General features: G+C 72.6%; 22 protein-coding genes and 1 pseudogene. 14 read left to right on the top strand and 9 right to left on the bottom strand.

The annotated features are described in order from the left end of the window. Window positions 1-12: 12 nt before the first annotated feature. The 7 genes and pseudogenes from tdh to ACIPRD_RS06055 form a co-directional block, all read right to left on the bottom strand. The gene (gene tdh, locus ACIPRD_RS06085) at window positions 13-1041 is read right to left on the bottom strand and encodes an L-threonine 3-dehydrogenase (protein WP_356410900.1); all 1029 of its coding nucleotides are present in this window, start codon (window positions 1039-1041) and stop codon (window positions 13-15) included. A 231-nt stretch (window positions 1042-1272) separates the two neighbouring features. Beyond that, window positions 1273-1848, bottom strand: a complete 576-nt coding sequence (locus ACIPRD_RS06080) for a GAF domain-containing protein (protein ID WP_401560323.1) — start codon at window positions 1846-1848, stop codon at window positions 1273-1275. A 112-nt stretch (window positions 1849-1960) separates the two neighbouring features. Next, entirely contained in the window at window positions 1961-2560 is a 600-nt protein-coding gene (locus tag ACIPRD_RS06075) for an ATP/GTP-binding protein (RefSeq protein WP_356410906.1), read from the bottom strand. Further along, a complete protein-coding gene (locus ACIPRD_RS06070) occupies window positions 2538-2909 on the bottom strand; it encodes a DUF742 domain-containing protein (protein WP_401560320.1) in 372 nt (123 codons plus the stop codon). The genes ACIPRD_RS06075 and ACIPRD_RS06070 overlap by 23 nt, the downstream gene beginning before the upstream one ends. Before the next feature lie 2 nt (window positions 2910-2911). Beyond that, window positions 2912-3346, bottom strand: coding sequence for a roadblock/LC7 domain-containing protein (locus ACIPRD_RS06065; RefSeq protein ID WP_356410912.1), 435 nt, complete (start codon window positions 3344-3346; stop codon window positions 2912-2914). 824 nt (window positions 3347-4170) lie between these two features. Further along, window positions 4171-6195 (bottom strand): annotated as a pseudogene (locus ACIPRD_RS06060) (sensor histidine kinase); the annotation flags it as partial. 359 nt (window positions 6196-6554) lie between these two features. Further along, entirely contained in the window at window positions 6555-7505 is a 951-nt protein-coding gene (locus ACIPRD_RS06055) for a 2-hydroxyacid dehydrogenase (RefSeq protein WP_401560317.1), read from the bottom strand. Window positions 7506-7579: 74 nt separating this feature from the next. Between ACIPRD_RS06055 and ACIPRD_RS06050 the strand changes: the two genes are divergently transcribed. The 9 genes from ACIPRD_RS06050 (at window position 7580) to ACIPRD_RS06010 (ending at window position 17668) form a co-directional block, all read left to right on the top strand. Further along, window positions 7580-8914 (top strand): MFS transporter, encoded by a 1335-nt coding sequence (locus ACIPRD_RS06050; protein WP_401560314.1) that lies wholly within the window; start codon window positions 7580-7582, stop codon window positions 8912-8914. A 130-nt stretch (window positions 8915-9044) separates the two neighbouring features. Further along, window positions 9045-9806 (top strand): IclR family transcriptional regulator, encoded by a 762-nt coding sequence (locus ACIPRD_RS06045; RefSeq protein ID WP_401560311.1) that lies wholly within the window; start codon window positions 9045-9047, stop codon window positions 9804-9806. A gap of 262 nt (window positions 9807-10068) precedes the next feature. Next, on the top strand, window positions 10069-11073 hold the full coding sequence (locus ACIPRD_RS06040) for a LacI family DNA-binding transcriptional regulator (RefSeq protein ID WP_356410923.1): 1005 nt from the start codon (window positions 10069-10071) through the stop codon (window positions 11071-11073). Between the two features lie 168 nt (window positions 11074-11241). Further along, window positions 11242-12258 (top strand): ribokinase, encoded by a 1017-nt coding sequence (locus ACIPRD_RS06035; protein WP_401560307.1) that lies wholly within the window; start codon window positions 11242-11244, stop codon window positions 12256-12258. Beyond that, window positions 12255-12659, top strand: a complete 405-nt coding sequence (gene rbsD, locus ACIPRD_RS06030) for a D-ribose pyranase (protein WP_401560304.1) — start codon at window positions 12255-12257, stop codon at window positions 12657-12659. The genes ACIPRD_RS06035 and rbsD overlap by 4 nt, the downstream gene beginning before the upstream one ends. 10 nt (window positions 12660-12669) lie before the next feature. Further along, a complete protein-coding gene (locus tag ACIPRD_RS06025) occupies window positions 12670-14169 on the top strand; it encodes a sugar ABC transporter ATP-binding protein (protein ID WP_356410932.1) in 1500 nt (499 codons plus the stop codon). Then, a complete protein-coding gene (locus ACIPRD_RS06020) occupies window positions 14166-15200 on the top strand; it encodes an ABC transporter permease (protein ID WP_356410935.1) in 1035 nt (344 codons plus the stop codon). The genes ACIPRD_RS06025 and ACIPRD_RS06020 overlap by 4 nt, the downstream gene beginning before the upstream one ends. Window positions 15201-15212: 12 nt before the next feature. Further along, on the top strand, window positions 15213-16229 hold the full coding sequence (locus tag ACIPRD_RS06015; protein WP_356410938.1) for a substrate-binding domain-containing protein: 1017 nt from the start codon (window positions 15213-15215) through the stop codon (window positions 16227-16229). A gap of 197 nt (window positions 16230-16426) precedes the next feature. After that, window positions 16427-17668: a cytochrome P450 gene (locus ACIPRD_RS06010; protein ID WP_401560299.1), complete on the top strand. Its 1242-nt coding sequence runs from the start codon at window positions 16427-16429 to the stop codon at window positions 17666-17668. Window positions 17669-17712: 44 nt separating this feature from the next. Here ACIPRD_RS06010 and ACIPRD_RS06005 read toward each other — a convergent pair whose 3' ends face one another. After that, window positions 17713-18531, bottom strand: coding sequence for a maleylpyruvate isomerase family mycothiol-dependent enzyme (locus ACIPRD_RS06005; RefSeq protein ID WP_401560296.1), 819 nt, complete (start codon window positions 18529-18531; stop codon window positions 17713-17715). A gap of 130 nt (window positions 18532-18661) precedes the next feature. Then, window positions 18662-20170, bottom strand: coding sequence for an MFS transporter (locus ACIPRD_RS06000; protein WP_356410948.1), 1509 nt, complete (start codon window positions 20168-20170; stop codon window positions 18662-18664). A gap of 131 nt (window positions 20171-20301) precedes the next feature. Between ACIPRD_RS06000 and ACIPRD_RS05995 the strand changes: the two genes are divergently transcribed. From ACIPRD_RS05995 to ACIPRD_RS05975, 5 genes are all read left to right on the top strand, one after another. Beyond that, complete coding sequence (locus ACIPRD_RS05995) at window positions 20302-20745, top strand: MarR family transcriptional regulator (RefSeq protein WP_356410951.1); 444 nt, start codon at window positions 20302-20304, stop codon at window positions 20743-20745. Between the two features lie 313 nt (window positions 20746-21058). Beyond that, entirely contained in the window at window positions 21059-23728 is a 2670-nt protein-coding gene (locus ACIPRD_RS05990) for a nitrate- and nitrite sensing domain-containing protein (RefSeq protein ID WP_401560291.1), read from the top strand. Between the two features lie 172 nt (window positions 23729-23900). After that, complete coding sequence (locus ACIPRD_RS05985; RefSeq protein WP_356410957.1) at window positions 23901-24347, top strand: roadblock/LC7 domain-containing protein; 447 nt, start codon at window positions 23901-23903, stop codon at window positions 24345-24347. Next, the gene (locus ACIPRD_RS05980; protein WP_356410960.1) at window positions 24347-24736 is read left to right on the top strand and encodes a DUF742 domain-containing protein; all 390 of its coding nucleotides are present in this window, start codon (window positions 24347-24349) and stop codon (window positions 24734-24736) included. The genes ACIPRD_RS05985 and ACIPRD_RS05980 overlap by 1 nt, the downstream gene beginning before the upstream one ends. Further along, window positions 24723-25298 carry an ATP/GTP-binding protein gene (locus ACIPRD_RS05975; RefSeq protein WP_356410963.1) on the top strand — a complete coding sequence of 192 codons (576 nt, stop codon included), beginning with the start codon at window positions 24723-24725 and terminating at the stop codon, window positions 25296-25298. The genes ACIPRD_RS05980 and ACIPRD_RS05975 overlap by 14 nt, the downstream gene beginning before the upstream one ends. The last annotated feature ends 177 nt before the right edge of the window (window positions 25299-25475 follow it).

The following is a 25475-nucleotide window of genomic DNA, read 5'->3' as shown; positions in this document are numbered from 1 at the left end:
CCGGGCCGGGGATCAGACGGTCCAGTCGAGGATGACCTTGCCGCCCGTGCCGCTCGCCGCGTCGGCGAAGGCCGCCTCGAAGTCGGTGTGCGCGTACCGGCCGGTGATCACGGGGGCGAGGTCCAGGCCCGCCTCCAGCAGCACCGACATCGCGTACCAGGTCTCGAACATCTCGCGGCCGTAGATGCCCTTGATGGTGATCATCGAGGTGACGACCCGGGACCAGTCGACCGGGAACTCCTCGGACGGCAGGCCGAGCATGGCGATCCGGCCGCCGTTCGTCATGTTGGCGATCATGTCGCGCATGGCCTCGGCACGGCCGGACATCTCCAGGCCGATGTCGAAGCCCTCGCGCAGGCCCAGTTCGCGCTGGCCCTCGGCGATCGTGGTCCGCGAGACGTTCATGGCGAGGCTCACGCCGAGCTTGCGGGCGATCTCCAGGCGCTCCTCGCTCACGTCGGTGATGGCGACGTTGCGGGCGCCGGCGTGCCGGGCGACGGCGGCGGCCATCAGACCGATCGGGCCCGCGCCGGTGATCAGGACGTCCTCGCCGACCAGCGGGAAGGACAGCGCGGTGTGCACGGCGTTGCCGAACGGGTCGAAGATCGCGGCGATGTCGAGGTCGACGGGCACGCGGTGCACCCACACGTTCGACGCGGGCAGCGCGACGTACTCGGCGAACGCGCCGTCGCGGCCGACGCCGAGGCCGACGGTGGACCGGCACAGGTGGCGGCGGCCGGCCAGGCAGTTGCGGCACTTGCCGCACACCAGGTGGCCCTCGCCGCTGACCCGGTCGCCGACGTTGATCTCCGTGACGTCGCGGCCGGTCTCCACGACCTCGCCCACGAACTCGTGCCCGAGCACGAGCGGAGTGCTGACGGCCTGCTGCGCCCAGCCGTCCCAGGCACGGATGTGCAGGTCGGTGCCGCAGATGCCGGTCCGCATGACCTTGATCAGTACGTCACCGGAGCCGATGACGGGTTCCGGTACGTCCTTGAGCCAGAGCCCGGGTTCCGCCTTGTCCTTGACCAGCGCCTTCAACGCTACGGCTCCTGTGGGTGAGGTCCCGGACGCGGGTACGCCGAAGCGCCCGCACCGGGTCAGAGGGGTGAAATCACCCTGCAATCTGCCGTATGCGCGGGCCGTGGTCCATCGATCTTTTCTTAACCGGCGCCTCAGGTTTGCTTCACGTCCGCCGGACGCCTCCCGCCTGCGGGTTTCCTGTCCGGGGGTTCGGCCGAGAGGGCTCCTCCCGGCGTGTCGCGGCGGCTCTCAGAAGGGCAGTCCGTCGTCGGCGGCGCGCTGCAGGCGTGCGGCGAGTTCGGCGGCCAGTGCCTTGATGGTCTCCAGCCCGGACCTCCCCCAGGCGCGGGGCTCCGTGTCGGCGGCACACACGGTGCCGAGCACCATGCCCGACCCGTCGGCCAGCGGGGCGCCGAGGTAGGAGCGGATGCCGTACGCGTCGACGACCGGGTTGCCGGCGAAGCGGGGGTAGTCGCGGACGTCCTCCAGCACCAGGGCCTTGCGGCGGACCACCACATGGGGGCAGAAACCATGGCCGCGCGGCAGCACCCGGCCGATCTCGGCCCTGCTGCCGTCCTCCCGCACGACCGGCGCCGTCGCCGGGACGCTGAGACCCGCGAAGAACTGGTGGTCCTGGCCGACGAAGTTGACCATCGCGTAGGGCGCTCCGGTGAGCCCGGCCAGCCGGTCCGCGAAGGCGTCCAGGGCGGGTTCGGGCCGCTCCCCCAGCCCCAGGCGGCGCAGCCGGGATATCCGGGCGGGGGCTTCCCTGTCCTCCGGGGTGAGCAGCAGTCCCCGGACCGGCCGGGCGGGCTCGTAACTCATGTCCGTGCTCCGTGGCTGTGGGCGTGGCTCATAGGTCTTCTCCGTGGGCGGTACCCGGACCCCATGTGGTCCGGTCCTCTCCGTGGCGGTGTGGCTGGACCACATGGGGGCGTCACATATGGGCGCCGTGGCTGGGGGCGGGTTCGGGTGCGTGGGCGATGAGGTGGCGCACGAGGGTGAGCAGGGTCTGCACGCCGGAGCTGGAGATCCGGGCGTCGCAGCGCACGACCGGGATCCCCGGATCGAGGTCGAGGGCCGCGCGCACCTCGTCGGGCTCGTAACGGAACGACCCGTCGAACTCGTTGACGGCGATGACGAAACCGAGGCCCCGTTCCTCGAAGAAGTCCACGGCGGCGAAGCACTCCTCGAGCCGGCGGGTGTCGGCGAGGATCACCGCGCCGAGCGCCCCTTCCGACAGCTCGTCCCACATGAACCAGAACCGCTCCTGCCCGGGCGTGCCGAACAGGTACAGGACGTGCTGCGGATCGAGGGTGATCCGGCCGAAGTCCATGGCGACCGTCGTCTCGACCTTGTTCTCGATGCCGTCGAGGTTGTCCGTGGCGGCACCGACCGTGGTGAGCAGTTCCTCCGTGCTGAGCGGCGCGATCTCGCTGACCGCTCCCACGAAGGTGGTCTTGCCGACCCCGAACCCGCCCGCGACCAGGATCTTGAGCGCGGTGGGGAACGGGTCAGAGCTGTCGTCGTAGTCCATCGAGCACTGCCTCCAGCAGGGACCGGTCAGTGGGGTGGTGGTGGAAGGCGGGGGGCTTGGCGGTCAGCGCCCCGCAGTCGACGAGGTCCGAGAGCAGCACCTTGGTGACCACGGCGGGCAGTTTCAGATGCGCGGCGGCCTCGGCCACCGAGAGGGGCGCGCGGCACAGGTCCAGTGCCTGCGCGTGCTCGGGGCCGAGGTAGCCGGGCGGGACGACCCCGGTGGCCATCACCTGGGACATCAGGTCCAGGGCGATGCTGGGCTCGGTGCGGCCGTTGCTGACCGTGAACGGGCGCACCAGCCTGCCCGCGGCGTCGTCCAGCCAGGGCCCGTCGCCGGCTGTGGCCACCCTCAAGGCCTCATCGCCGGGGATTCGGCGGTGGGCCGGCGGGGTGCGGTCACCAGATAGGGCCGGACGCTCTTGACCAGCATGGCCATCTCGTAACCGAGCACGGCGGCGTCCGCCTCGCGGCCGGCGAGCACGGCCAGGCATGTGCCGGAGCCGGCCGTGGTCACGAACAGCAGCGTGGAGTCGAGTTCGACGACCACCTGGCGGACCTCGCCGCCGTCCCCGAACCGGACGCCCGCGCTCCGGCCGAGCGAGTACAGCCCGGAGGCCAGGGCCGCCATGTGGTCGGAGCTGTCGGGGTCGAGGCCGTGCACGGCCTTCACCAGCCCGTCGCAGGACAGGAGCACCGCACTGCTGGTGTGCGGCACGCGCTGCACGAGGCCGCTCAGCAGCCAGTCGAGGTCGGACGCGTGGGCGCTCGGCGCATCGCTCGCCATGGTGGATCGACTCCTTGAGGTACGAAAGTCAGCGCGAGCGCTGGAAGTGGGGGTGAGGGGGGAGTGGGAAAGAGGGAGGGAGAGAGACGGGGGCGGGGAGAACGAGGTGACAGGGGTCATCCGGCCGGCGCGCTCCCGTCGGATCGGCTGGCCGCCTCGGGCGCGGGGAACGGCGCGTGGGTGTACGGCTGCTGCGCGGGAAGCGGGTTCAGGAGGCCGAGGGGCGCGGGGGACGCCGGCGCGGACTCCAGGTGGGCCCGCTCAGGGCGCGCGGAGTCGATGGAGGAGGGCTCCATGTAGGGGGCGTCCGTATGGCCGGTGGCCGTGTGGTCGGTGGCCGTGTGTACGGCGTCTGTTGCGTGGTCGGTGGCCATGTGCACCGGGGCTGTGTGTGCCGTCTCCATGTGCGCGGCGTCCATGTGGTCGACGTCCATGTACGCGGGGCTCGGGTATGGCGGAGCGGTGTGCGTAGGCGCGGTGTATGTCGGCACCACGTGGGGCGGCACCGCAGTGGGCGGCTCCACGTGCGTGTGCTCCATGTGCGGGTGCTCCATGTGGGGCGGCACCGCGTAGGGCGACGCCGTGTAGGGCGTATCCGTGTGGGGCGTGTCCGTGTGGGACGACTCCGTGTGGGACGACTCCGTGTAGGACAGCTCCACTTGCGGCACCGACTGGGGCAACTCCCCCTGTACCGAATCCACGTGCGTCGACTCCACATGTGTCTGTTCGCTGTATGCCCCCGTCCCGGGATACGGCTCTCCGTAAGCGGGTACCGCGGGCTCGCCCGGCCCCGCGGTCTCCGCGGCCTCCGTCATCTCCGCGGCCTCCGACGCCTCCAGGTGCTGCTGTGCCTCGGCCAGTCCGATCCCGCGCTGGAAGGCGGCCATCAGCCCGGGGTCGTGCCCCGGGACCGTGTCGCCGTCCTGCCGGGGTGCCGGGCCGCCGCGCAGCTGGGGCGCGATGTGCTCCTGAGCGCGCCGCCGGGGCAGTCGGGGCCTGTCCATGGTGCCGCGCACCACTCCGTCGCGCGGGGTGGGCGCGACGCCGGCGTGGGCCTCCACCGCGGAACGGTGCTCGGCGCTGATGCCGGGGACGGCCTCGGCCGGGTTGGGACGCTGCTCGTGGTTGCCGCGCACCGGGAGCGGAGGGGGCGTGCCCGCGTTCTCCGCGCTGCCGCCCTTCACGGCTCCTGCCCGGCCGCCGCCGCGCTGCGCGTGCCGCCGCCTGCCGCCGCCGGACGCCCGCCCGGCGCTCCCGCTCCCGCTTCCGTCCACAGCGGCGTCGGGCCCCTCCTCGGCCCGACGGACAGCGGACGTGTCACGAGAGCCGTCCAGGCCGACGCCGTCCAGGCCGAAGCCGTTCGCGCCGGCGCCGTTCACGCCGGCCCCGTTCCTGGTCGCCCCAACCGTCGGGCCGGCTACCGGCGCTCCAGGACGTCCCTGGTCCGGACCGGTGTCACCAACGGCGGGCCGACCCGCGGCGACCGCGCCGTGAGCAGACCCCGGCACCGCAGACGACGCCCCCTCCACCGCGGGCATCACCTCCGGCACCGCAGGCAGCGCTCCCGAACCGGCACCGGCACCGGCACCGGCACCCGCACCCGCACCCGCACCCGCACCCGCACCCGAAGCCAACGCCCCGGCCCCCGCCCCCAGCAGCGCCTGCGGAACGATGAGCACGGCCTGGACGCCGCCGTAGATGTTGGTCTGCAGGCGCACGCCGATCCCGTGCCGCCGGGCCAGCTGGGAGACGACGTACAGCCCGATGCGGCCGTCGGCCAGGAGGCTGGCCACGTTGACCTGGTCGGGGTCGGCGAGCAGGGCGTTCATCCTGCTCTGCTCCCCCACCGGCATGCCGAGTCCGCGGTCCTCGACCTCCACGGCGAGCCCGGAGGTGACGAGGTTGGCGCGCAGCAGGACCGGGGTGTGCGGGGCGGAGAACACCGTGGCGTTCTCGATGAGTTCGGCGAGCAGGTGGATGACGTCGGCGACCGCGTGGCCGCGCAGTTCGCCGTCGATCGGCGGCACCAGTTTGACCCGCGAGTACTGCTCGACCTCGGCGATGGCGGAGCGCAGCACCTCGGTCATGTCGACGGGGTTGCTCCACTGGCGCCGGGAGACCGCGCCGCCGAGCACGGCGAGGTTCTCGGCGTGGCGGCGGATGCGGGTGGCGAGGTGGTCGACGTGGAAGAGGCCCTTGAGCAGGTCGGGGTCCTCGATCTCGTTCTCGAGGTCGTCGAGGATGGAGATCTCGCGGTGCACGAGGGACTGAAGGCGCCGCGCCAGATTGACGAAGACCTCGAGCTTCTGTTCGCTGCCGGCCTGGCTGGAGAGCTGGGCCGCCTGCACGACGGCGGTGACGGCGCCGTCGTGCGCGCGGGCGAGGTCGGCAGCGAGCAGCTCGAAGTCGTCGGCGTCCTGGGGCGGCCTGTGGCGCGGCTTGCGCTGCGTCGGGGGCGTGCCCCGGCGCATCGCCTCCACGAGGCCGCGCAGGTCCGCCTCGCCACGTGCGGCGCTGCGGCGCAGTGCCCCGACGCGCTCGGTGACGGAACGGGCGGCGCGGTCGGCGGCCACGGCGGCGATGAGGATGCCCGCGACGCTCACGGTGACGGCCGCGGCCAGGACCGCCCACAGGGTGAGGCCCGTGCGGGCGCCCGTGGAGCGGACGCTGAACAGAACGGCCGCGGTGCCGCTGAGCGCGACCGCGACGGGCGGGAGCACGGCGAGCCGCATGAGCTGGGGCCGTATGTGCGTCTCGGTCAGTTCGGGAGCGGTTCGGGCGACCGGTCGACCGTGCCGGCCGCCCTCTCGGCGGTCGGTTCGGGCGGCCGGTGCACGGAGGTGAGACATCTGCGTCCTCGTACTGGTCCGTCGGGCCCGGAATTCCGCGCGCGGTGCGCGATGCGGGCATGAGCGATCGCGGTGCCGGGCGACGGAAAGGCCGTTGGAACAGGGCTTACGCCGCCTGACGGACACTCACGGTAGTTGCCTGCGGATGACGTTCGGAGGCCAGTTGGCAAAGTCCCCCGCACAGCATCCCGCTCTGGTATTAAGCGTCGTACGGCAGAGCGATAACCGTGTTGAATTTCCGAGAGAAAGACAGGAGGAAACGATCGGATTCGATCAGCAATTGCCAGTGATAATCGGCGAGGGCCGGTGCGCACGGATGCGCACCGGCCCTTTTCCCGGCGGGTTTCCCGCGAGCGGGATCAGTCGCGGGGGAACCTGTGCAGGAGCGGCTCCCCGGCGGCGAAGCGGCGGACCTGGTCGACGACGAGACGCTCCGCGCGGGGGCGGAACGCGGCGGAGCCGCCGGCGACATGGGGGGTGACCAGAACCCCGGGAGCGTGCCGCAGAGGGTGGCCGGCGGGCAGCGGTTCGGGGTCGGTGACGTCCAGCGCCGCCCGCAGCCTGCCCTCGCGGGTCTCGGCGAGCAGGGCCCCGGTGTCGAGCGTCCGGCCCCGGCCCACGTTGACCACGAGCGCCCCGTCGGGCAGCGCGGCGAGCTCCTTCGCCCCGAACAGGCCGACCGTGTCCGGGTTCTCGGGCAGGACGAGGACGACGATGTCGGTCTCCGGGAGCAGGCCGGGGAGGTCGGCCACGGCGTGGACGCCCTCGTCGGGCCGGGCCCGCCGGGCCACCCGGACGACCCGGGCCTCGCAGGCGAGCAGTCGCCGCTCCAGGGCGGCGCCGATGGAGCCGTACCCGACGATCGTCACGCGGGCGTCGGCGAGGGAGCGCGTGAAGTGGGGCTCCCAGCGGCCGGCGGCCTGGTCGGCGACCCACTGCGGCAGGTCCCGCTGCGCGGCGAGGATCAGCCCGAGGGCGTGTTCGGCGGTGGAGGCGTCGTGCAGCCCGCGGCCGTTGTGCAGGTCGACCCCGGCGGGCAGGAGCGGCACGAGCTTCTCGACGCCCACGCTCAGCGACTGCACCGCCCGCAGATTCGGCAGCCGGGGCAGCAGGCGTACGGCGTCGGGCACGGCGTAGGGCATGACCCACAGCCCGATGCCGGCCGCCGCCTCGCCGTCGGGTTCGGTGCCCGGTGTCACCCCGTCCCAGGTGTGCACCTCCACGCCCGGCGGCCAGGGGCCGTGCTCGCGGTCCAGACCGGACCACGGGAGCAGTACGCCGGTGGCGGAGTGGTGAAGGGCTCTGGTCATCGGACTCTCCTTCTCGTACCGTGCTTCCCGTCCAGTGAAACACTTTCCACCTCACGGAAAACAGGGGGTCAGGGATGACAGCGACGTCACCTGCCACCGACACCGCCGCGGCCCCGCCGGAGGCGCCCGCGCCGGCCGGGTTCTGGCGGTCCGCGCGCGCCCGGCAGCTGATGCCGGTCGCGTTCGTCACGTACTCGCTCGCCTATCTCGACAAGTCCAACTACGCGATCGCGTCCGCCGGCGGCATGGCAGGCGATCTGCGGCTGTCCGCGAACGCCGACTCCCTCATCGCGGCCTCCTTCTTCCTCGGCTACTTCTTCTTCCAGATACCGGGGACGATCTACGCCGAGCAGCGCAGCGCCCGCCGGCTGGTCGCCTGGTCGACCGTGGCCTGGGGGCTGCTGGCCGTGACGCAGGGCCTGCTCAGCAGCCCGGCCGAACTGATCGCGGTCCGTTTCGCCCTGGGCGTCGTCGAGGGCGCGGTGCTGCCGTCGATGGTCATGCTGCTCGGACGCTGGTTCACGCGCGGCGAGCGCGGGCGCGCCAACACCTTCCTCATCCTGGGCAATCCGGTCACGGTGATGTGGCTGTCGGCGGTGTCCGGCTGGCTGGTGTCGGCCTCCGACTGGCGCGTGATGTTCATCGCCGAGGGCATCCCCTCCGTGGTGTGGGGGCTGTGCTGCCTGTGGCTCATCAAGGACCGCCCCGAGCGGGCGCACGGACTGCCCGAGCGTGAACTCGCTCTGCTGCGCGCGGACCTGGAGGCCGAGCGGGCGGCGGCGCCGCCGGTGACCGGCACGCTGCGCGAGCGCTATGGCCGGGTGCTGCGCTCCCCCGCGGTGCTCGTCATGGCCGCGCAGTACTTCTTCTGGTCCTTCGGCATGTACGGCTTCGTGTTCTGGCTCCCCGCCATCATCAAGAAGGGCTCGGGCGAGGGCATCGGCGCCACCGGGCTGCTCACGGCGATCCCGTACGCCTGCGCGGCCGGCGCCATGCTGCTCAACTCCCGTATGTCCGACCGCAGCGGGCGGCGGCGGGCGGCGGTGTGGCCGTGGCTGGCCTGCGGCGGTGCCGCCCTGCTCGCCTCCTACGCGGCGGCCGGCGACTTCCCGCTCGCCCTCGCGCTGCTCGTGGTGGCGGGGCTGTGCCTGTACGCGCCGTACGGCCCCTACTTCGCCCTCGTCACGACCCTCGCCCCGCCCGGGATCGCGGGCGCCGCCGTGGCCCTGGTCAACTCCTTCGGGGCGCTCGGCTCGTTCGCCGGGACCTATCTGGTCGGCTGGGTGCGCGGCACGGAGCTGGGCGACGCGGGCGCCTTCGGGCTGATGGCGGGGTGCGCGCTGATCGCCGCCGCGCTCACCCTGGCCGTGCCCGAGCCCGCGAGCGCCCGGCCGGCCCCGGTACGGTGATCGTCGCGACGGCGGCCGCCCCGTCCTGCGGACGACGGCCGCCGCATCCCGCTCCACCCGGCGGCCGGCCACCCCGCCGGCCGGCGACGGCCGCGGACGACCGCCGCACCGAACGACGGAGGCAGACACGGTGACCACACCATCCGGCGACGACATGCTGGGCCGGGGGCTGCGGCTGCTCACTGTGCTGGCCGAGCACCCCGCCGGTCTCGGCGTGAGCGCCGCCGCCCGCGCCGCGCACCTGCCCGTCAGCAGCGCCCACCGCATCCTGGGCCGGCTCGTCGAGGAGCGGTTCGCCGTCTACGACGAGGACGCGCGGCGCTACGCCCTGGGCTCGCGCGTGCTGGAGCTGTCCCGCGGCTTCCAGCGTTCACCGGCCGGCTACTCGGCCGCCGCGGCCCCGATGCGCCGGCTCGCCGCGCGCACCGGTCTGCCCGTCATCGCGGGGGTCCTCCAGGGCGCGGAGGTCCTGCTCGTCCTCTCCGTCCAGGGCACCCAGCACCTGCAGTTGCGGAGTGCGGAGGGGACGCGCAACCCCTGGAACGCGACCTCCCTCGGCAAGGCGATCGTCGCCGGGCTCCCGGAGGAGGAACGCGAGCGGCTGCTGGCGGGGCCGCTCCCGGCGGTGACCCCCCGCACCCTCACCGACCCGGAACCGCTCCGGGCCGAGCTGGCCCTCGTGCGGGAGCGCGGCTGGGCCGGGGTCGACGAGGAGAACGAGATCGGCGTCCGTTCGATCGCGGCCGCGCTGCCCGGCGCAGCCGGGGACTCCCCGCGTCTGGCCATCTCGCTGGCCGCCACGGTGATCCTCACCGATGAGGACCAACTCCGCTCGTACGCGGACGCGTTGCGGGAGTGCGTGGAGGAAGTCGCCGCACGGGTGTCGCCCTGACCCTGGCCATCCGCCCGCCGAACGCCCCATCAGGAAAGCCAGGTTGGGCGATCCGGGCGTGAAGCCGGTCCGGCCGGGGTGGCGTTCTTCGCGCACCCCGCCGACGCCGCTCCCCGGACCGCTCCGGGGAGCGGCGTCCTGTCGCGGTCCCGGCTCGCCGGGGTGCGGCGCCGAAAAATCTGCTCATCGCTCATTGACGGGCCCGGACCCGACTGCAATCGTTCTCTGACAACGGTTTCAGCGACGAAACGGGAGTTCCGCAGTGAGCACCATCCACGATGTGGCTGCCCGCGCCGGGGTCTCCGCCGCCACGGTCTCCCGGCATCTGCGCGGCCAGCGGGTGCGCAACGCGGAGGCGATCCAGGCGGCCGTCGACGCGCTGGGCTACCGGCCCAGTGTGGCGGCGCAGTCGCTGAAGTCGGGGCGTACCCGCACGATCGGCGTCGTCGTCCCCGACATCACCAACCCGTACTTCGCCGCTGTCGTGAAGGGCATGGAGTCGGCCTCCCGGGACCGTGGGTACCGGATCCTGCTCGCCAACAGCGACGAGAGCAGTGAGCGCGAGGACGAGGTGCTCACCGACATGATCCACCAGGTCGACGGGGTGATCCTGGCGCCGGCCACGGAGCAGGACGAGACACCGCTGCATGTCCGTGACGCGGGCGTGCCGCTGGTGTTCGTGGACCGCGATCTGGCGGGCGGCGAGCACTTCGACGCCGTCCTGGTGGACAACCACGGGGGCGGCCGGCAGGCGGCCTCCCATCTGCTGGCGCTCGGGCACACCCGGATCGCCGCGATCAGCGGCCAGCAGGAGACGACACCCGGACGGCACCGCCGCGAGGGGTTCGTCGAGGCACTGGCCGACGCCGGCGTGGAACTCCTGCCGGAGTTCGACCTGATCGGCGATTTCCGGGAGGAGAGCGGCTATCAGCTCACGCTGCGGCTGCTGTCCTCGGCCGAGCCGCCCACGGCCGTGTTCACGGCCAACAACCTCCTGACCCTGGGCGCGCTGAAGGCGCTGCACGACATGCGTGTCGGCGTCCCCGGGCAGGTCAGCGTCATCGGCTTCGACGACCTCGACACCGGGCCGCTGCTGAATCCGCCCCTCACCGTCATCGACCGCCCCATGGTCGAACAGGGCGTCCTCGCCATGCGCCTGCTGCTCCAGCGGCTCGGCCAGGGCGACGACCGGGACGGCGCCGCCCGGCGGATCACGCTGGACACCAAGCTCGTCCAGCGCGGTTCCACCGGAGCACCCCGGCGGTAACCCGGTCCCGGTGCCCGTGCCTTGACGGATCCGGCCGCGAACCGGCGCCGTAGGCAGGCGCTCAGGCACCGGAACAGGCACGACTCCCCCACAGCACCACCCCCTCGGGGCACGGCCGCTCGGCCATGTCCCTACCCCGCTCATGCCACAAACAGGAGGAGGTCCGCGATGACCCGGACCGGTGTTCTCGTCGTCGGCAGCATCACCGCGGACGTCACCGCGTTCAGCCGGCGGCTGCCACGCCCCGGCGAAACGGTGCTGGGGGACGACTTCACGCTCGTCCTCGGCGGCAAGGGGGCCAACCAGGCCGTCGCCGCCGCCCGGGCGGGCGCGCCCACCTGGTTGGCCGGCTGCGTCGGGGAGGACCTCTTCCGGGACCTCGCGCTGGACGGCCTGCGCGCCCACGGCGTGCGGACCTCCGAGGTCCGTACGGTCCCCGGGCGCACCGGCGTCGCCCACATCCGCGTCGACGCCTCCGGGGAGAACGACATCGTCATCACCCCGCTGGCCAACGCCTCGCTCACGCCCGCCATGGTCGACGCGAGCATCGCCGCGACCCGGGACCGCACGCGTGTCCTGCTGCTCCAGCTGGAGGTCCCGGCCGAGGTCACCCGGCACGCCGCGCGGGCGGGCGCCGACGCCGGGTTCACCGTCGTGCTCGACCCGGCTCCCGCGCAGCCGCTGCCGGACGACATCTGGGCGGACGTGGACATCGTCACCCCGAACGAGAGCGAGGCCACCGCGCTGACCGGCATCGAGGTGGACGGTCCCGAGGCCGCGGAACGGGCCGCCCGCTGGTTCCTCGACCGGGGCGTGCGGCATGCGCTGATCACGCTGGGCGGGGCCGGGGCGGTCTCGGTCACCGCGGAGACGGTGACGCGCTTCCCGGCCTTCCCGGTCACCCCCGTCGACACCACGGCGGCCGGTGACGCGTTCACCGGCGCGCTCGGCGCGGCGCTCGCCGCCGGCCTGGACACCGACACCGCCGTACGACGTGGCATGGCGGCCGGAGCCCTGGCCACCACCCGCCCCGGGGCGAGCCCCTCGCTCCCGGACCTGGCCGCGGTCGACGCCCTGCTCGCGGGCGCCGGCCCGGCCGCCGGCCCCTCGGCCGCGGGCGTCGGTACCGCCGTCGGCCCGGCCACCGCCGGCGCCGCGACCGATCTGGAAGGAGCCGCCTCGTGAGGCGCAACAACGGAACGCTCAACGGGCAGCTCGCCCGGGTCATCTCCGAACTCGGCCACACCGACCAGCTCGTCGTCACCGACGCGGGCCTGCCGGTTCCGCCCGGTGTGGAGCGGGTGGACCTGGCCGTCGCCGAGAACCTGCCGCGCTTCCTGGACCTGCTCGACGTGGTCCTGGCCGAGGTGGCGGTGGAGGACGTGCTGCTGTCGGAGGAGATCAAGGAGGCGAGCCCGCTGATGCTCGCCGAGATCGAGAACCGGTTCGCCGCGCACGGGGTGGCCCTGCGCTTCGCGCCCCACACCACCTTCAAGCAGGCGACCGCCGCCGCACGGGCCGCCGTTCGCTCCGGGGAGTTCACCCCGTACGCGAACGTGCTGCTCACGGCGGGCGTCGTGTACTGAGGAGCGAGGCATGAGGCTACGACTTCAGGACGTCACCAAGTCCTTCGGCGAGAACAGCGTGCTGCGCGGGGTCACCTTCGAGGTCGGTCCGGGCGAGGTGGTGGCCCTGGCCGGGGAGAACGGGGCCGGGAAGTCCACGCTCACCCGGGTCATCTCCGGCGCGCACCGGCCGGACTCCGGGCAGGTCGTCGTCGACGGCGAGCCGGTGGCGTTCAAGGATCCCCAGGCGGCGATGGCCCGGGGCATCGAGGTCATCTACCAGGAGTTCCGGCAGAACCTCTTCCCGCATCTGAGCGTCGCCGAGAACATCCATGTCCTCGACCGCGAGCGGCGGTTCGGGCGGCTGCTGGTCTCCAGGAACCGGATGGCCCGCGAGGCACGCTCGGCTCTCGCCGCGCTCGGCATGGACGGCATCGACGTGCTCGCCCCCGTCGGCACGCTCGGTGTCGCCGAGCAGCAGATGGTCGAGATCGCCAAGGCCACCTCCCACGATCTGCGGCTGCTCATCCTCGACGAGCCCACGGCGGCTCTCGACGAACGCGAGTCGCGGCAACTCTTCGAGCAGGTGCGGCGGTTGAGGGACGAGGGCGTGTCCATCGTCTACATCAGCCACCGCCTCGACGAGATCTTCGAGCTCGCCGACCGCATCGTCGTCCTGCGCGACGGTCTGGTCGCCCTGGACGCGCCGACCGCGGACACCGGCCCGGCGGAGGTCGTCGCGGCCATGGTCGGCGACACGGTGGACGACTTCTATCCCAAGGAGCGCAACGCCGGGGAGGAGACCGTCCTGCGGGTCCGGGGCGCGGGCTCCGGCGCCGCCTTCCAGGACGTCGATCTGGAGGTCCGTGCCGGGGAGGTGCTGGGCATCGGCGGGGTGGTCGGCTGCGGCCGCGGGAGCCTGCTGCGCGCTCTGTTCGGTCTCGAACCGCTCACCTCCGGCACGGTCGAGGTGGACGGCCGGCCGGTTCGGCTGCGCCGCGTCCAGGACGCCATCGCCTCCCGCATCGCCTATGTCACCCCCGACCGGCAGGCGGAGGGCCTGTGCCCGGATCTGTCGGTGGAGGCGAACATCTCCCTGGCCACGCTGCGCCGCCACACCGGTCCGGCGGATCTCGTGCGCCGGTCCCGGGAGCGGGAGGCCTGCGGCGAGGTCATGTCCCGGCTGCGGGTACGGACCGCCTCCCCCGAGGCCGCGGTGACGTCGCTGTCCGGCGGCAACCAGCAGAAGGCCCTGTTCGCCAAGTGGGTGCTGACCGGCCCCCGGGTGCTGCTGATGGACGAGCCGACCCGAGGCGTGGACGTCGGCGCGAAGACCGAGATCTACCGCATCATCAACCAGCTCACCGCCGACGGGGTCGCCGTCGTCCTGGTGAGTTCCGACCTCCCCGAACTCGTCGCCATGTCCGACCGCGCGGTCGTCATGCGCCAGGGGCGGCTGGTGGCCGAGCTGGCCGGCGACCGCCTCAGCGAGCAGTCCGTCCTGGAACACGCATTGGTGGGTGCCGCATGATCCCCGTCCTGAAGTCAGTGGCCCGCCAACTGCGGGCACTGTGGATGCTGTTGCTGGTGGGCGTGGTCCTGAGCATCGCGTCGCCGGTCTTCCTGACCAGCACCAACCTGCTCAACGTCGGTCTTGCCACCTCGGTGGTCGCGCTGCTGGCCATCGGCCAGACGTACGTCATCGTCCTGGCCGAGATCGACCTCTCCGTCGGCGCCGTCCTCGGCTTCTCCTCCGTGGTGACCGCACTCGTCCTGCGGGACCACGGCCTGTTCCCCGCCCTGGCCGCCGGACTCGGTGTCGGCGCGGCCGCGGGCCTGCTCAACGGGGTCCTGGTCACCCGGACCCGGATGCCGTCCTTCATCGCCACCCTCGCGATGATGTCCATCCTGTCCGGGCTGACGCTCCAGCTGAGCGACGGCAACCCGGTCGGTGTGAGCGACTACGCCTTCCAGGGCATCGGGCAGGACTACCTCGCCGGCATCCCCGTCCCCGTATGGCTGATGGTGGCCGGGTACGCGGTCTTCGGCGTGCTGCTGGCCCGCACCGGCTTCGGCCGCTTCGTCTACGCGACCGGCGACAACCTGGAGGCGGCCCGGCTGTCGGGCATCCGCACCCAGCGGGTCAAGGTCCTGGCGTTCGTGATCAGCGGACTCCTGGCGGCGCTGGGCGGTTTCATCCTCACCGCCCGCCTGTCCACCGCCGAGCCGACCGCGGGCACCGGCCTGGAACTCGAGTCGATCGCCGCCGTCATCATCGGCGGCACCAGCCTCGCCGGCGGCCGGGGCAAGCTGCTCGGCACCCTCGTCGGCGCGCTGGTCCTCGGCGTCATCGACAACGGCATGAACCTCCTGGACGTCTCCCCGTTCCTGCAGAGCGTCGTCAAGGGCCTCGTCATCCTCCTCGCCGTCTTCCTCGACCGCAATGTGGACGCCCTGCGCGCGATGGTCGCCTGGCGCAGGCCTTCCCTGCCCGCCGGCTCCCCGGCGCCGGACCCCGTCCCCGCCTCGTCCCCCGTCCCCGCCGCGCGTCACACCCCCTGAAGGAGCCGCACCATGTCCGTCACCCGCACCGTGAGGTCGGCCGCCGTCCTCACCGCCGTCACCGCGCTCGCCCTCACCGGCTGCAGCAGGGGCGCCCAGAACACGGCGTCCGGCACCTCCGCCGGCAAGGCCTCCGGGAACAAGACCGCCACCTTGATCATGAGCACCCTGAACAACCCGTTCTTCGTGAGCGTCGGGAACGGCGCCAGGTCCGAGGCGGCCAAGTCGGGCGTGAAGCTGAGCGTGCAGAACGCCAACAACTCCGACTCCACCGCGCTGAACCTGGCGACCACCGCCGTCTCCAAGCAGACCGGCGCCCTGATCATCGACCCGGTGAGCAGCACGTCGGCGACGGCGTCCGTCAAGCAGGCCAACGGCGCGGGCATCCCCGTCATGGCCTTCGACCGCAAGCCCGAGAGCGGCGAACTGGCCTCCTTCGTCGGCTACGACGCGATCCAGGCGGGCCGCAACGCCGCCGACGCGCTCGCCAAGTCCCTCGGCGGGAAGGGCACGATCGTCGAGATCCAGGGGCTGCTCGGCACCAATGTCGCCCAGGACCGCAGCAAGGGCTTCGAGGAGCAGCTCGCCAAGTACCCGAAGATCAGAACCGTCGCCAAGCAGGCCGCCGACTTCGACCGGGCCAAGGCGCTCGACGTCATGACGAACATCCTCCAGGCCCACCCCGGCATCGACGGTGTCTACGCGGCCAACGACGAGATGGCGATGGGTGCCCTGGCCGCCCTCAAGTCCCGTCACCTCGACGGGAAGGTCAAGCTCGTCGGCAACGACGGCATAGCCGACGCCCTCGCCGCCGTGCAGGCCGGCACGATGTACGCCACCAACGCCGAATCGCCCTACGCCCTCGGCCAGAAGGTCGTCAGCCTCGCCGGTGACGTCCTCGACGGCAAGAAGGTGGGTGCCGCGCAGACCCTGCAGGGCAGGCTCGTCACCAAGTCCACCGTCAAGGCGTACGCGCAGTACCTGGTCGGGATCGGCGACTCCGCGGACGTACCGGCGTCGCTGCGCTAGGAGAATCTCCCTCCCCGGAAGGTGCGCCGCGGCACCGGAGCGCGCGGGAGGGCTGACGACGGGGGCGTGTCCCGGCGGGCGGGCACGCCCCGGCGCCGGGGCCGCGGCGTCCGGCGGATCTCCCCCGCCGCCACACGCGGCCGGCGCCTGCCCGTACGGTTCAGTCCTCGATTCCCTTGCCGCTGAGGAGAGTTGCCGTGACCGTGACCGATCCCGCCGACCGTGTCGCCCTCGACCCGTTCGGCACCGACATCCCCTCCGAGATCGCGAAGCTGCGCGCACTCGGTCCGATCGTGCCCGTCGAACTGCCCGGCGGCATACCGGCCTGGGCGCCCACCGGACACGACGTCCTCAAGGAACTGATCCTGGACCGGCGGGTGAGCAAGGACCCCCGGCTGCACTGGCGGTTGTGGCCCGAACTGGCCGAACACCCCTCCTGGGGCTGGGTGCTCGGCTGGGTGGGTGTGGTCAACATGCTCACCACGTACGGCCCGGAGCACGCGCGGCTGCGCAAGCTGGTCGCGCCGAGCTTCACGCACAAGCGCACCGAGGCGATGCGCCCGCGGGTGGAGTCGATCACGGCCGAGCTGCTCGACGCCGTGGAGCGCGCCGGTGCCGACGGCGCGGTGGTGGACCTGCGGCCGCTGTTCGCGCACGAGCTGCCGATGCGGATGATCTGTGAACTGTTCGGTGTGCCGGACGAGTTGCGGGCGGGCACCGCCGAGCTCGTCGCGGCCATCATGGACACCTCCGACCCGGGCCCGGAGCACACCGCGTTCGTGCAGGAGCGGATCGGGACGGTGCTGGGCGGCCTGATCGCGTACAAGTCCGGGCACCCGGGCGACGACATGACGACGGAGCTGATCCGGGTCCGCGACGAGGACGGCGACCGGCTCAGCGACGAGGAACTGCTGTACACGCTGCTGCTGGTGATCGGCGCCGGTTTCGAGACGACGGTCAACCTCATCGGCAACGCGGTCGTGGCCCTGCTGGAGGACCCGGAGCAGCTCGCGGCCGTGCGCTCGGGCGGGACCACCTGGGACGCGGTGATCGACGAGACGCTGCGGGTGCATCCCTCGATCGCCTCGCTGCCGCTGCGCTTCGCGGTCGAGGACCTGACGGTCGGGGACGTCACCGTGCCGGCCGGGGACGCCATCCTCACGACGTACGCCGCCGCGGGGCTGGACCCGGCGCACTACGGCGAGGCCGCGCACGTCTTCGACGCCGGGCGCGGCGCCGACGACCATCTGGCGTTCGGGATCGGTGTGCACCGCTGTGTCGGCGCGCCGCTGGCCCGGCTGGAGGCGCTGACGGCGCTGCCCGCGCTGTTCGACCGGTTCCCCGCTCTGGCGCCGGCCTTCGGCAGGGGCGGGCTGCGGCAGGTGCCGTCGTTCATCGCCTTCGGCTGGCAGGAGGTGCCGGTCCGGCTGCGGGGCTGATCCCCGCAGCCGCCGGGCGCGGCCTCCCGGGCCGGGCGGGTCGCTCAGAAGGACGAGTGGGCGAACCAGTGGTCCAGCAGCCGCTCGTCCCCCTCGCGGCCGAACGGCGCGGCCGTGTGGGGCAGGCGGCCGTAGACGAGCAGGAGCAGGTCTGCAGCGGTGCCCCGGACGGTCGCGTCGGCGGGGGCGTCGGCCGGGTGGGCCGTGTCGATACCGAAGCCGTCGGGGCGCAGGCGGACGAGCCAGGACTCGTCCCCGTCCGCCGCCGCGAAGCGGATGGTCCTGCCCGGTCCGCGCAGCTCGGACACGTGGGGGGCGAAGGGGGTGGCGAAGGGCAGGTTGACGAGGAACTCGTCGACGCCGTCGACGGCGAGGGGGCGGTCGAACGCGGGCCGCAGGCCGAGTGCCCGCTCGGCGTCGGACCGGTGCAGCAGGGTCTCGAAGAGCATCCGGCGGGCCCAGAACCGGGCGTGCTGGTCGGCACCCCACGCCCACATCGGCAGGTCCGGTGCGGTGGCCGCGAAGGCGTCGGCGGCCACGGCCGCGCTCTCCGCCAGCCAGTCGGCGTACCCGTCCTGCCGGTCCGGGAGCCGGAGGTCCACGTCCCTGCTGCGCGGGGGTTCCTGGACGCGCGCGCTCAGCAGGACCGAGAACCAGCGCTGGACGCTGCCCGTGTGCCTGACGAGGTCGGCGAGCGTCCAGCCGGGGCAGCCGGGCACGGCCGTGTCCAGGTCGGCACCGCGTACGACCTCGACGAGCCGGGCGGTCTCCCGCGCGAGCGCCGCGCGGTGGTCGACCGGGCCGTGATCGCGGACGTGATCGGAGACGTGGCCGGTGCGGTCCGTCTGGTCGGTCGTCTTCATCGGGACATGCCTTTCGGGGAGGATGCGGGTTCCTGCGGGGAAAGCCGGACGCGGCCCGACCCGGGACGTCCGGCGGGTGCGGGACGTCCGGCGGGCACGGGCCGCGGCCGGCGGTGCTGCGGGGAGCGGGTCAGACGCGTTCGGTACGGGTCTCCGGCTCCGCGGCCGCCGGCTCGGCGGGGGCGGCGCTGCCGCGCAGGACCGGGGTGCGGGGGGCGTGCGCGGCCTTGATCCCGGTCAGGGCGACGAGGACGACCAGTCCGAACGCCACTCCGGCGATCTCGAAGCTCAGCGTGAACTGGCTCTCCTCGGGGAGTGCGGGCATCCCCTTCGGGAGCGGGATCGTCTTCGACGCGAGCAGCGAGGTGATCACCGCGCTGGCGACGGCGCTGCCGACCGAGCGGGAGATGGAGTTGATGCCGTTGGCGATGCCGGACTGGTGCGGCGGGACGCTGGCGACGATCAGCGCGGGCATCGCGGCGTAGCCGAAGCTGATCGCGAGCCCGATGACCATGCCCGCGCCGATCACCGAGGCGGTGGTGTCGTGGGCGACGCTCAGCCAGGTGAAGCCGACCACGCCGAAGCAGGCACCGGCGGCCAGGGTGACGCGCGCGCCGACCCGGCGCACCAGCACGCCGCCGAACTGGGAGCCCAGGAGCGAGACGAGCGTGGTCGGCAGCAGGTACACGACGGACGCCGCGAGGACGGAGGCTCCGAAGCCGTAGCCCGCGATCCTCTCGGGCACCTGGACCAGGTACGAGACGCCGATGAACTGGGCGAACATCGCGAACCCGAGCAGCAGGCCGGCGAGGTTGGTGAAGAGGACGGGCCGGTGGACGAACATCTTCATGTCCACCATGGGTTCCTTGACCCGGCTCTCGGTGAGGACCCACACACCGGTCATGACGACCGTCGCGGCGAAGCAGCCGAGGGTACGGCCGGAGGTCCAGCCCCAGGTGTGCCCCTGCGAGATGGGCAGGAGGAGCAGGACGAGCAGCGCCGCCAGGGTGATCGCGCCCAGCCAGTCCGTCCGTCCCCCGGTCTTGCTGCGGGAGGCGGGGACCGCGAACTGCACACCGGCCAGCGCCACCACCGCGAGCACCACCGCGAGCCAGAAGACCCGGTGGTAGTCGGGGTCGGAGCCGCGGGTGAGGAGGCCGGCGCCCACCAGCGCGAGTCCGCTGCCGAACGCGAGCGTGCCGCTGACCAGGGCCATCGCGCCGTGCAGCTTCTCCGGCTTGATCTCCTCACGCAGGATGGAGAGGGCGAGCGGGAAGATCGCGGTCGCCGCTCCCTGCATCACCCGGCCGACGATCAGCCAGGTCAGGGAGGTGGTGGTGGCCGCGAGCACGGAGCCCGCGATCATCACGAGCAGGACGCCGACCAGGGTGGGCTTCTTGCCGTGCTGGTCGCCGAAGCGGCCGAGGAGCGGGGTGAAGACGGCCGCCGACAGGAGCGTCGCGGTGGTCACCCAGCTGACGTTCGCCGTGGTGGCCCCCAGGTCGTTCTGGATGATGCCCAGGATCGGGACGACCAGGGTCTGCATCATCGAGACGACCATCGCGGCAAGCCCGAGCACCAGGACGACCGCGGTGTCCGTCGCATGCCTTCGCGCCGCCGTGTGCTGTTCGTGAGACACGGACTCTCTTCCATGAGTGGGATCCCGACGAACTGCTTCAGTACGTCGAAGATTGAGAACTTCAAGTATCGGTCGGGACCGTAACCGCCGATATTTGAGATAGTCAAGTTTCGGGGCGTAGGGTGAGCCGCATGACGGCACTCCCCCGCGTCGGAACCGCCCAGCTCATGGAGCTGCTCTCCGTCTCGCTGGCCGCGTACTACGGCGACTTCACGGTCGCCGCCGCGAGCGAGAACCTCACGGCGAGCCAGGGCAAGACCCTCACCGTGCTGCGCCGGGGACCCGCCTCGATGAGTGTGCTGGCCACCACGCTGACCTGCGACGCCTCCAACATGACCGGCATCGTCGGCCGCCTGGAGAAGCGCGGCCTGGTGCACCGCGAGCCGAGCCCCTCCGACCGGCGCGTCAAGAACGTGGTGCTGACCGCGGAGGGCGAGCGGGTCGTCGACGTGATCCGCGGGAAGATGCGCCACACGCTCGACGGCCTTGGCCGGCTCGACGAGCGGGAGCGGGAGACACTGCACACGCTGCTGGAGCGCGTCTTCGCCGAGCAGCCACCCGCCGGCCGCCCCTGAACCCCCCTCCGGTCACCCCCGTACCGGACCTGGCCCCTCGGGTCGCGCCCGCGCCGGACCTGCCCCCCTCGGTCACGCCCGCGCCCGTGCCGGATCTGGACTCCCCCTCCGGTCACACCCGTAACGAACTGGCTCCGCCCGGCGCTGCGTTGAGCAGAGCGCAATCACCTCTTGACAACCCCGCACGGCCATTCGAAGGATTGGCCTCCCCTTATGGTCCCGAGGGGTGGGTGGTCAGGCCGGGCGGTCTCCGTCCTGCGCCGCTCCGAGCACGGTCCGATCGCAGCGAGGCGTTCAACAACCGGGAGACCAGATGGCACCACCGAGACGGCGGCACCGGCGGCGCAGATCACTGCTGACCTCCTTGCTCTTACTCACCCTCGTCCCGTGCACGGCGCTGGCCGTCATCTGGGGCGGGAACACCGTCCAGGCCTTCTCCCAGGGGCTCGATCTGCGCGCACAGGCGCGCCTGGGACACACGACGGATCCGCAGCTGAACGACGTGCGCACCGCCCTGGAGGCGGAACTGCGCGCGAGCACCGTCTGGCTGAACGACCCGGCCGCCTCCCCCACCGGACTGCGGGACCGGCGCGACGCCACCGACGCCTCCCTCAAGGCCCTCGGCGACCTGCGGCATCGCCTCGCCGGCGCCCCCGCCCACGTCCGGAAGTCCGAGACACCCTTCGCCGAGGCCGTGGCGCGTTTCCCCCTCAGCGGACTGCGCCGGCAGATCGACCGGAGAGCCGTCAGCGACATCGAGGCAATCGGACAGTTCGAGTCCCTCATCGGGCTTGAGATCACCTCGGTCTTCAACGCCTGGCAGGTTCCGCAGGGTTCACTGGTCTCGGACGCCCAACCCCTGTCGATGCTGATCGAGATAGAACAGGCCATCCAGCTGCAGGACGCGGTGGTGTCCGGGGCGCTGCCCTCCGGGCGGCTGAGCCCCGCCCAGCGGGTCGCGTTCACCGCCCCCCTGGGCCTGCAGCGGTCACTGCTGGCCGACGTGGTCCTCATCCAGTCGCCCGGCGACCGCGCCGCACTGGCGAGGATCACCAGGAGCACCGAGTGGCGGAACCTGGTCAAGGCGGAGAACTACCTCATCACCGCGCCCGCCGACGCCCGCGGCGCCGTCCCGCTGGCACAGCTGTCCCGGCTGTGGCGTCCCACGCTCGACCAGGTGGAGAGCAGGTTCAGGGACAGAATCCGCGCCTCCGTACGGCAACTGCTGTCGAACCAGGCGGACACCGCCCACCGGACACTGATCCACCAGGGCGTCCTGAGCCTCTACGGCCTGCTCGCCGTGCTCTTCTCGGCCGTGCTCGCCTGGCGCGTGTCGTCCTCCCTGCTGCGCCGGATGGCCGGACTGCGCACGGCCACGCTGGAACTGGCCGACCACCGGCTGCCGAACCTGGTGTCGCGCCTGGACCACGGAGAGACGGTGGACGTGGAGGCCGAGGCCACCGCGCTCGAACTCGACTACGGGACCGACCAGGTGGGCCAGGTCGCCCAGGCGTTCAACGCCGTGCAGCGCACCGGCATCCGCAGCACGGTCGCCCTGGTCGACGCCCGCCGGGGATTCCAGAACGCCATCCTGATCATCGCCCGGCGCACCCAGAACCTGGTGGACCGCCAGCTGGAACTGCTGGACAGGTTCGAGCGCAAGCACCAGGAACCCGAGATCCTCGAAGACCTCTACCAACTGGACTCCCAGGCCAGCCAGTTGCGCCGGTACGAGGAGAACCTGCTGATCATCAGCGGGGAGCGGCCGAGCCGCCGCACGACCGAGCCCGTACCGCTGCCGGACGTGCTCCGCAGCGCGGCGGGCGAGGTGTCCGAGTACCAGCGCATCACCGTGACCGCCGACGACGAGGTGTCCCTCGTGGGCACCGCCGTGGCCGACGTCGCCCACCTGGTGGCCGAACTCCTGGAGAACGCCGTCAAGTTCTCGCCGTCCATCTGTCCCGTCATGGTCCGGACGGGCCCGGTGGGCAAGGGCGCCGCGATCGAGATCGAGGACCGCGGCATCGGCATGAGCGCGGAGGAGTACGCACAGGCCAACCTGCGTCTGGCCGAACCGCCCTCGTTCGACGTGCTCGCCCTCGGCGACGACGGCCGCCTCGGCATGTTCGTCATCGCCTGGCTCGTCAACCGCCGCGGACTGCGCGTCACTTTGCGGCCGTCGGCGTTCGGGGGCACGTCCGCGGTGGTCATCGTCCCCGAGCATCTGATCGTCCGCCACGCGGCGGACGCCGCGGAGAGGACGCTGACGGCGGACGCGGCACGCGTGGCGCGCGCGGCGCGTACGGCTCGCGCGGCGGACGCGGCACGTGCGGCGGACGCGGCACGTGCGGCGGACGCGGCACGTGCGGCGGACGCGGCACGTGCGGCGGACGCGGCTCGTGCGGTGCGCGCATCGGGCACGGCTCACGCGGCGCACGCGGATGCGTCCTCGGCAGACCGGGCCGGGGCCGCTTCCCCGGCGCCGGGCAACTTCACCGCCGTAAGGCCCGCGCCCGCGGGGGAACCGGCGACCGCCCCGGGCCGGAGCGGCTCCCTGCGCCGGGTCGCCCCGACGGCCGCGCTGCCCCACCCCGATCCGGCCGCACCGCTGCCGCACCCCACGACGGCCTGGAGCGGGAACGGAGGCCCGCCGGCGGCCGAAGGCGGGACCGGCCGTCCGCCGGTGACCGGAAACGGGAACGGAGGCCCGCCGGTGCCGGGAAGCGGGAACGGAGGCCCGCTGGTGTCCGGCAGCGGCACCAGCCGCCCGCCGGGGCCCGCGGAGGCCGAGCGGGTGCCCGACGGGCTGCCGCCGCTGCCCAGCCGTACCCCTCAGGCGAGCCTCGCCGAGGAACTGCGCCACGCCCCCGCGCCGATGGGCATGTCCGACGCGGCGGGCGGGCCCACCACGGCGGAGCGCAGTGCCCGGACCATGTCGGCGTTCCAGAGCGGCACCGCACGGGCACGGCACCGCAAGGAGTGAGCCGGAGCGGGGATCCGCCCCGGAAACCGTCGTCACGTCCGCTGCCTCGCCCATCCCTTCTCACCACCACCGTCCCCTCTCACCGCTCCCGTCACCGTCCCCTCTCACCGCCACCGTCACCGCTCCCGTCACCGTCCCCCCTCACCGTCACCGTCACCGGAGTTGACATCCCATGGCCAGAAATCCGGTTCCCGCCGCCGACACCCCGATGGACCTGCTGCTGACCGGACTGGTCCAGCGTGTCGCGAACGTCCGCCACGCCGTCGTCTTCTCCGACGACGGACTGGTCGTCAGCAGATCCACGTCCATCGGCCGGGAGGAGGCGGAACGCCTCGCGGCCACGTCGTCGGGCCTGATGAGCCTGGGGCGCGGCATCTGCGCCGAGTTCGAGGGCGGCGCGGTGCTCCAGGCGCTGATCGAGATGCGCGAGGGCTATCTGATCCTCAGCAACGCCGGCGCGGGCGCCCACCTGGCCGTCATCGCCACGGCCCACGCCGACGTCGGTGTGGTCGCCTTCGAGATGAACACGCTCGCCGAGAGCATCAGCGATCTCTTCGGTGTCGCGCCCCGCTTCCCGGAGGCCGCGGCCGGCCACCGCCGCTCCCCCGAGATTCCGTGATGGACGGTCCCGGCGCAGGCCCCACCGGCCCGGCGGAAGCCCGCCGGGTGAGGCTGTTCACCCTCACCGGAGGCCGGACCCAGCCGGCCCGGGACGTCTTCACCCTGATCACCCTCGTCACGGCGGTGGAGCGGCCGGCCCAGCTGGCCGGCCGGCCGTTGCAGGCCGAGCACCTGCGCATCCTGCGCCGGTGTCCCGGCCCGGTGGCCGTCGTCGAGCTCGCCGCCCAGCTGGACCTGCCCGTCTCCGTACTCAAGATCATGCTCTGCGACCTGCTGGAAGCTGAGCTGATCACCGCTCGACCACCCGTCCGGGCAGCTGCGGCCCCGAACGGGCGCCCGGGAATCGCCTTACTGCAGAGAGTGAGGGACGGCCTTGCCCGCCTCTGACATCACCCCCGACGCGGTCAAGATCCTCATCTCAGGGGGTTTCGGCGTAGGCAAGACCACCATGGTCACCGCCATCAGCGAGATCGTGCCGATGCGCACCGAGGAGCAACTCACCGCGGTGAGCCCGGGGGTGGACGACCTCACGGGCGTCGAGCGGAAGTCGACGACCACGGTGGCCCTGGACTTCGGCCGCATCACGCTCAGCCCCGAGGTCGTCCTCTACCTCTTCGGCACTCCGGGTCAGCAGCGGTTCTGGTTCATGTGGAACGACCTGGCCGTCGGGGCTCTGGGCGGCGTGGTGCTGGCCGACACCCGGCGTCTGGAGACCAGTTTCGCCGCCATCGACTTCTTCGAGAAACGCGGCATCCCCTTCGTGGTGGCCGTCAACCGCTTCCACGGCCACCAGCCCTACCCCGCCGAGCAGATCCGCCGCGCACTGGCTCTCCGCCCCGATGTCCACCTCCGCATGTTCGACGCCCGCGAGCGCGAGTCCTGCCGCGACGTCCTCCTGGCCCTGGTCGACCACGTCATCGCCGACGAACTGGCGGCGCAGGTGCCGTGAGCCGCGCCGGCGATGCCGTCGCCGTCGCCACCGTCCTCGCAGCCCAGAAGCCGGTCCGCGAGGACGCAGGGACCACTCACCAACTCCCCCTCACCGCTGGGCCGATGGCACAATCACCACGCCCTCTGCCGCCTCGCCCGGGCGCGTGAAGCGACCTCGGGGAGCCGGTCCGCGATC

Source organism: Streptomyces sp. NPDC090108, assembly GCF_044747185.1.
Lineage (GTDB): Bacteria > Actinomycetota > Actinomycetes > Streptomycetales > Streptomycetaceae > Streptomyces.
Note: the sequence above shows the minus strand (reverse complement) of the source record. Positions and strands in the feature narration are given on the sequence as shown.

Excerpts from the sequence above, each read along its gene's own strand:
- ACIPRD_RS06080 (WP_401560323.1), bottom strand. The coding sequence starts at position 1,848 with ATGAGTTACGAGCCCGCCCGGCCGGTCCGGGGACTGCTGCTCACCCCG.
- ACIPRD_RS06075 (WP_356410906.1), bottom strand. The coding sequence starts at position 2,560 with ATGGACTACGACGACAGCTCTGACCCGTTCCCCACCGCGCTCAAGATC.
- ACIPRD_RS06065 (WP_356410912.1), bottom strand. The coding sequence starts at position 3,346 with ATGGCGAGCGATGCGCCGAGCGCCCACGCGTCCGACCTCGACTGGCTG.
- ACIPRD_RS06055 (WP_401560317.1), bottom strand. The coding sequence starts at position 7,505 with ATGACCAGAGCCCTTCACCACTCCGCCACCGGCGTACTGCTCCCGTGG.
- ACIPRD_RS06050 (WP_401560314.1), top strand. The coding sequence starts at position 7,580 with ATGACAGCGACGTCACCTGCCACCGACACCGCCGCGGCCCCGCCGGAG.
- ACIPRD_RS06035 (WP_401560307.1), top strand. The coding sequence starts at position 11,242 with ATGACCCGGACCGGTGTTCTCGTCGTCGGCAGCATCACCGCGGACGTC.
- ACIPRD_RS06025 (WP_356410932.1), top strand. The coding sequence starts at position 12,670 with ATGAGGCTACGACTTCAGGACGTCACCAAGTCCTTCGGCGAGAACAGC.
- ACIPRD_RS06020 (WP_356410935.1), top strand. The coding sequence starts at position 14,166 with ATGATCCCCGTCCTGAAGTCAGTGGCCCGCCAACTGCGGGCACTGTGG.
- ACIPRD_RS06015 (WP_356410938.1), top strand. The coding sequence starts at position 15,213 with ATGTCCGTCACCCGCACCGTGAGGTCGGCCGCCGTCCTCACCGCCGTC.
- ACIPRD_RS06005 (WP_401560296.1), bottom strand. The coding sequence starts at position 18,531 with ATGAAGACGACCGACCAGACGGACCGCACCGGCCACGTCTCCGATCAC.
- ACIPRD_RS05995 (WP_356410951.1), top strand. The coding sequence starts at position 20,302 with ATGACGGCACTCCCCCGCGTCGGAACCGCCCAGCTCATGGAGCTGCTC.
- ACIPRD_RS05990 (WP_401560291.1), top strand. The coding sequence starts at position 21,059 with ATGGCACCACCGAGACGGCGGCACCGGCGGCGCAGATCACTGCTGACC.
- ACIPRD_RS05985 (WP_356410957.1), top strand. The coding sequence starts at position 23,901 with ATGGCCAGAAATCCGGTTCCCGCCGCCGACACCCCGATGGACCTGCTG.
- ACIPRD_RS05980 (WP_356410960.1), top strand. The coding sequence starts at position 24,347 with ATGGACGGTCCCGGCGCAGGCCCCACCGGCCCGGCGGAAGCCCGCCGG.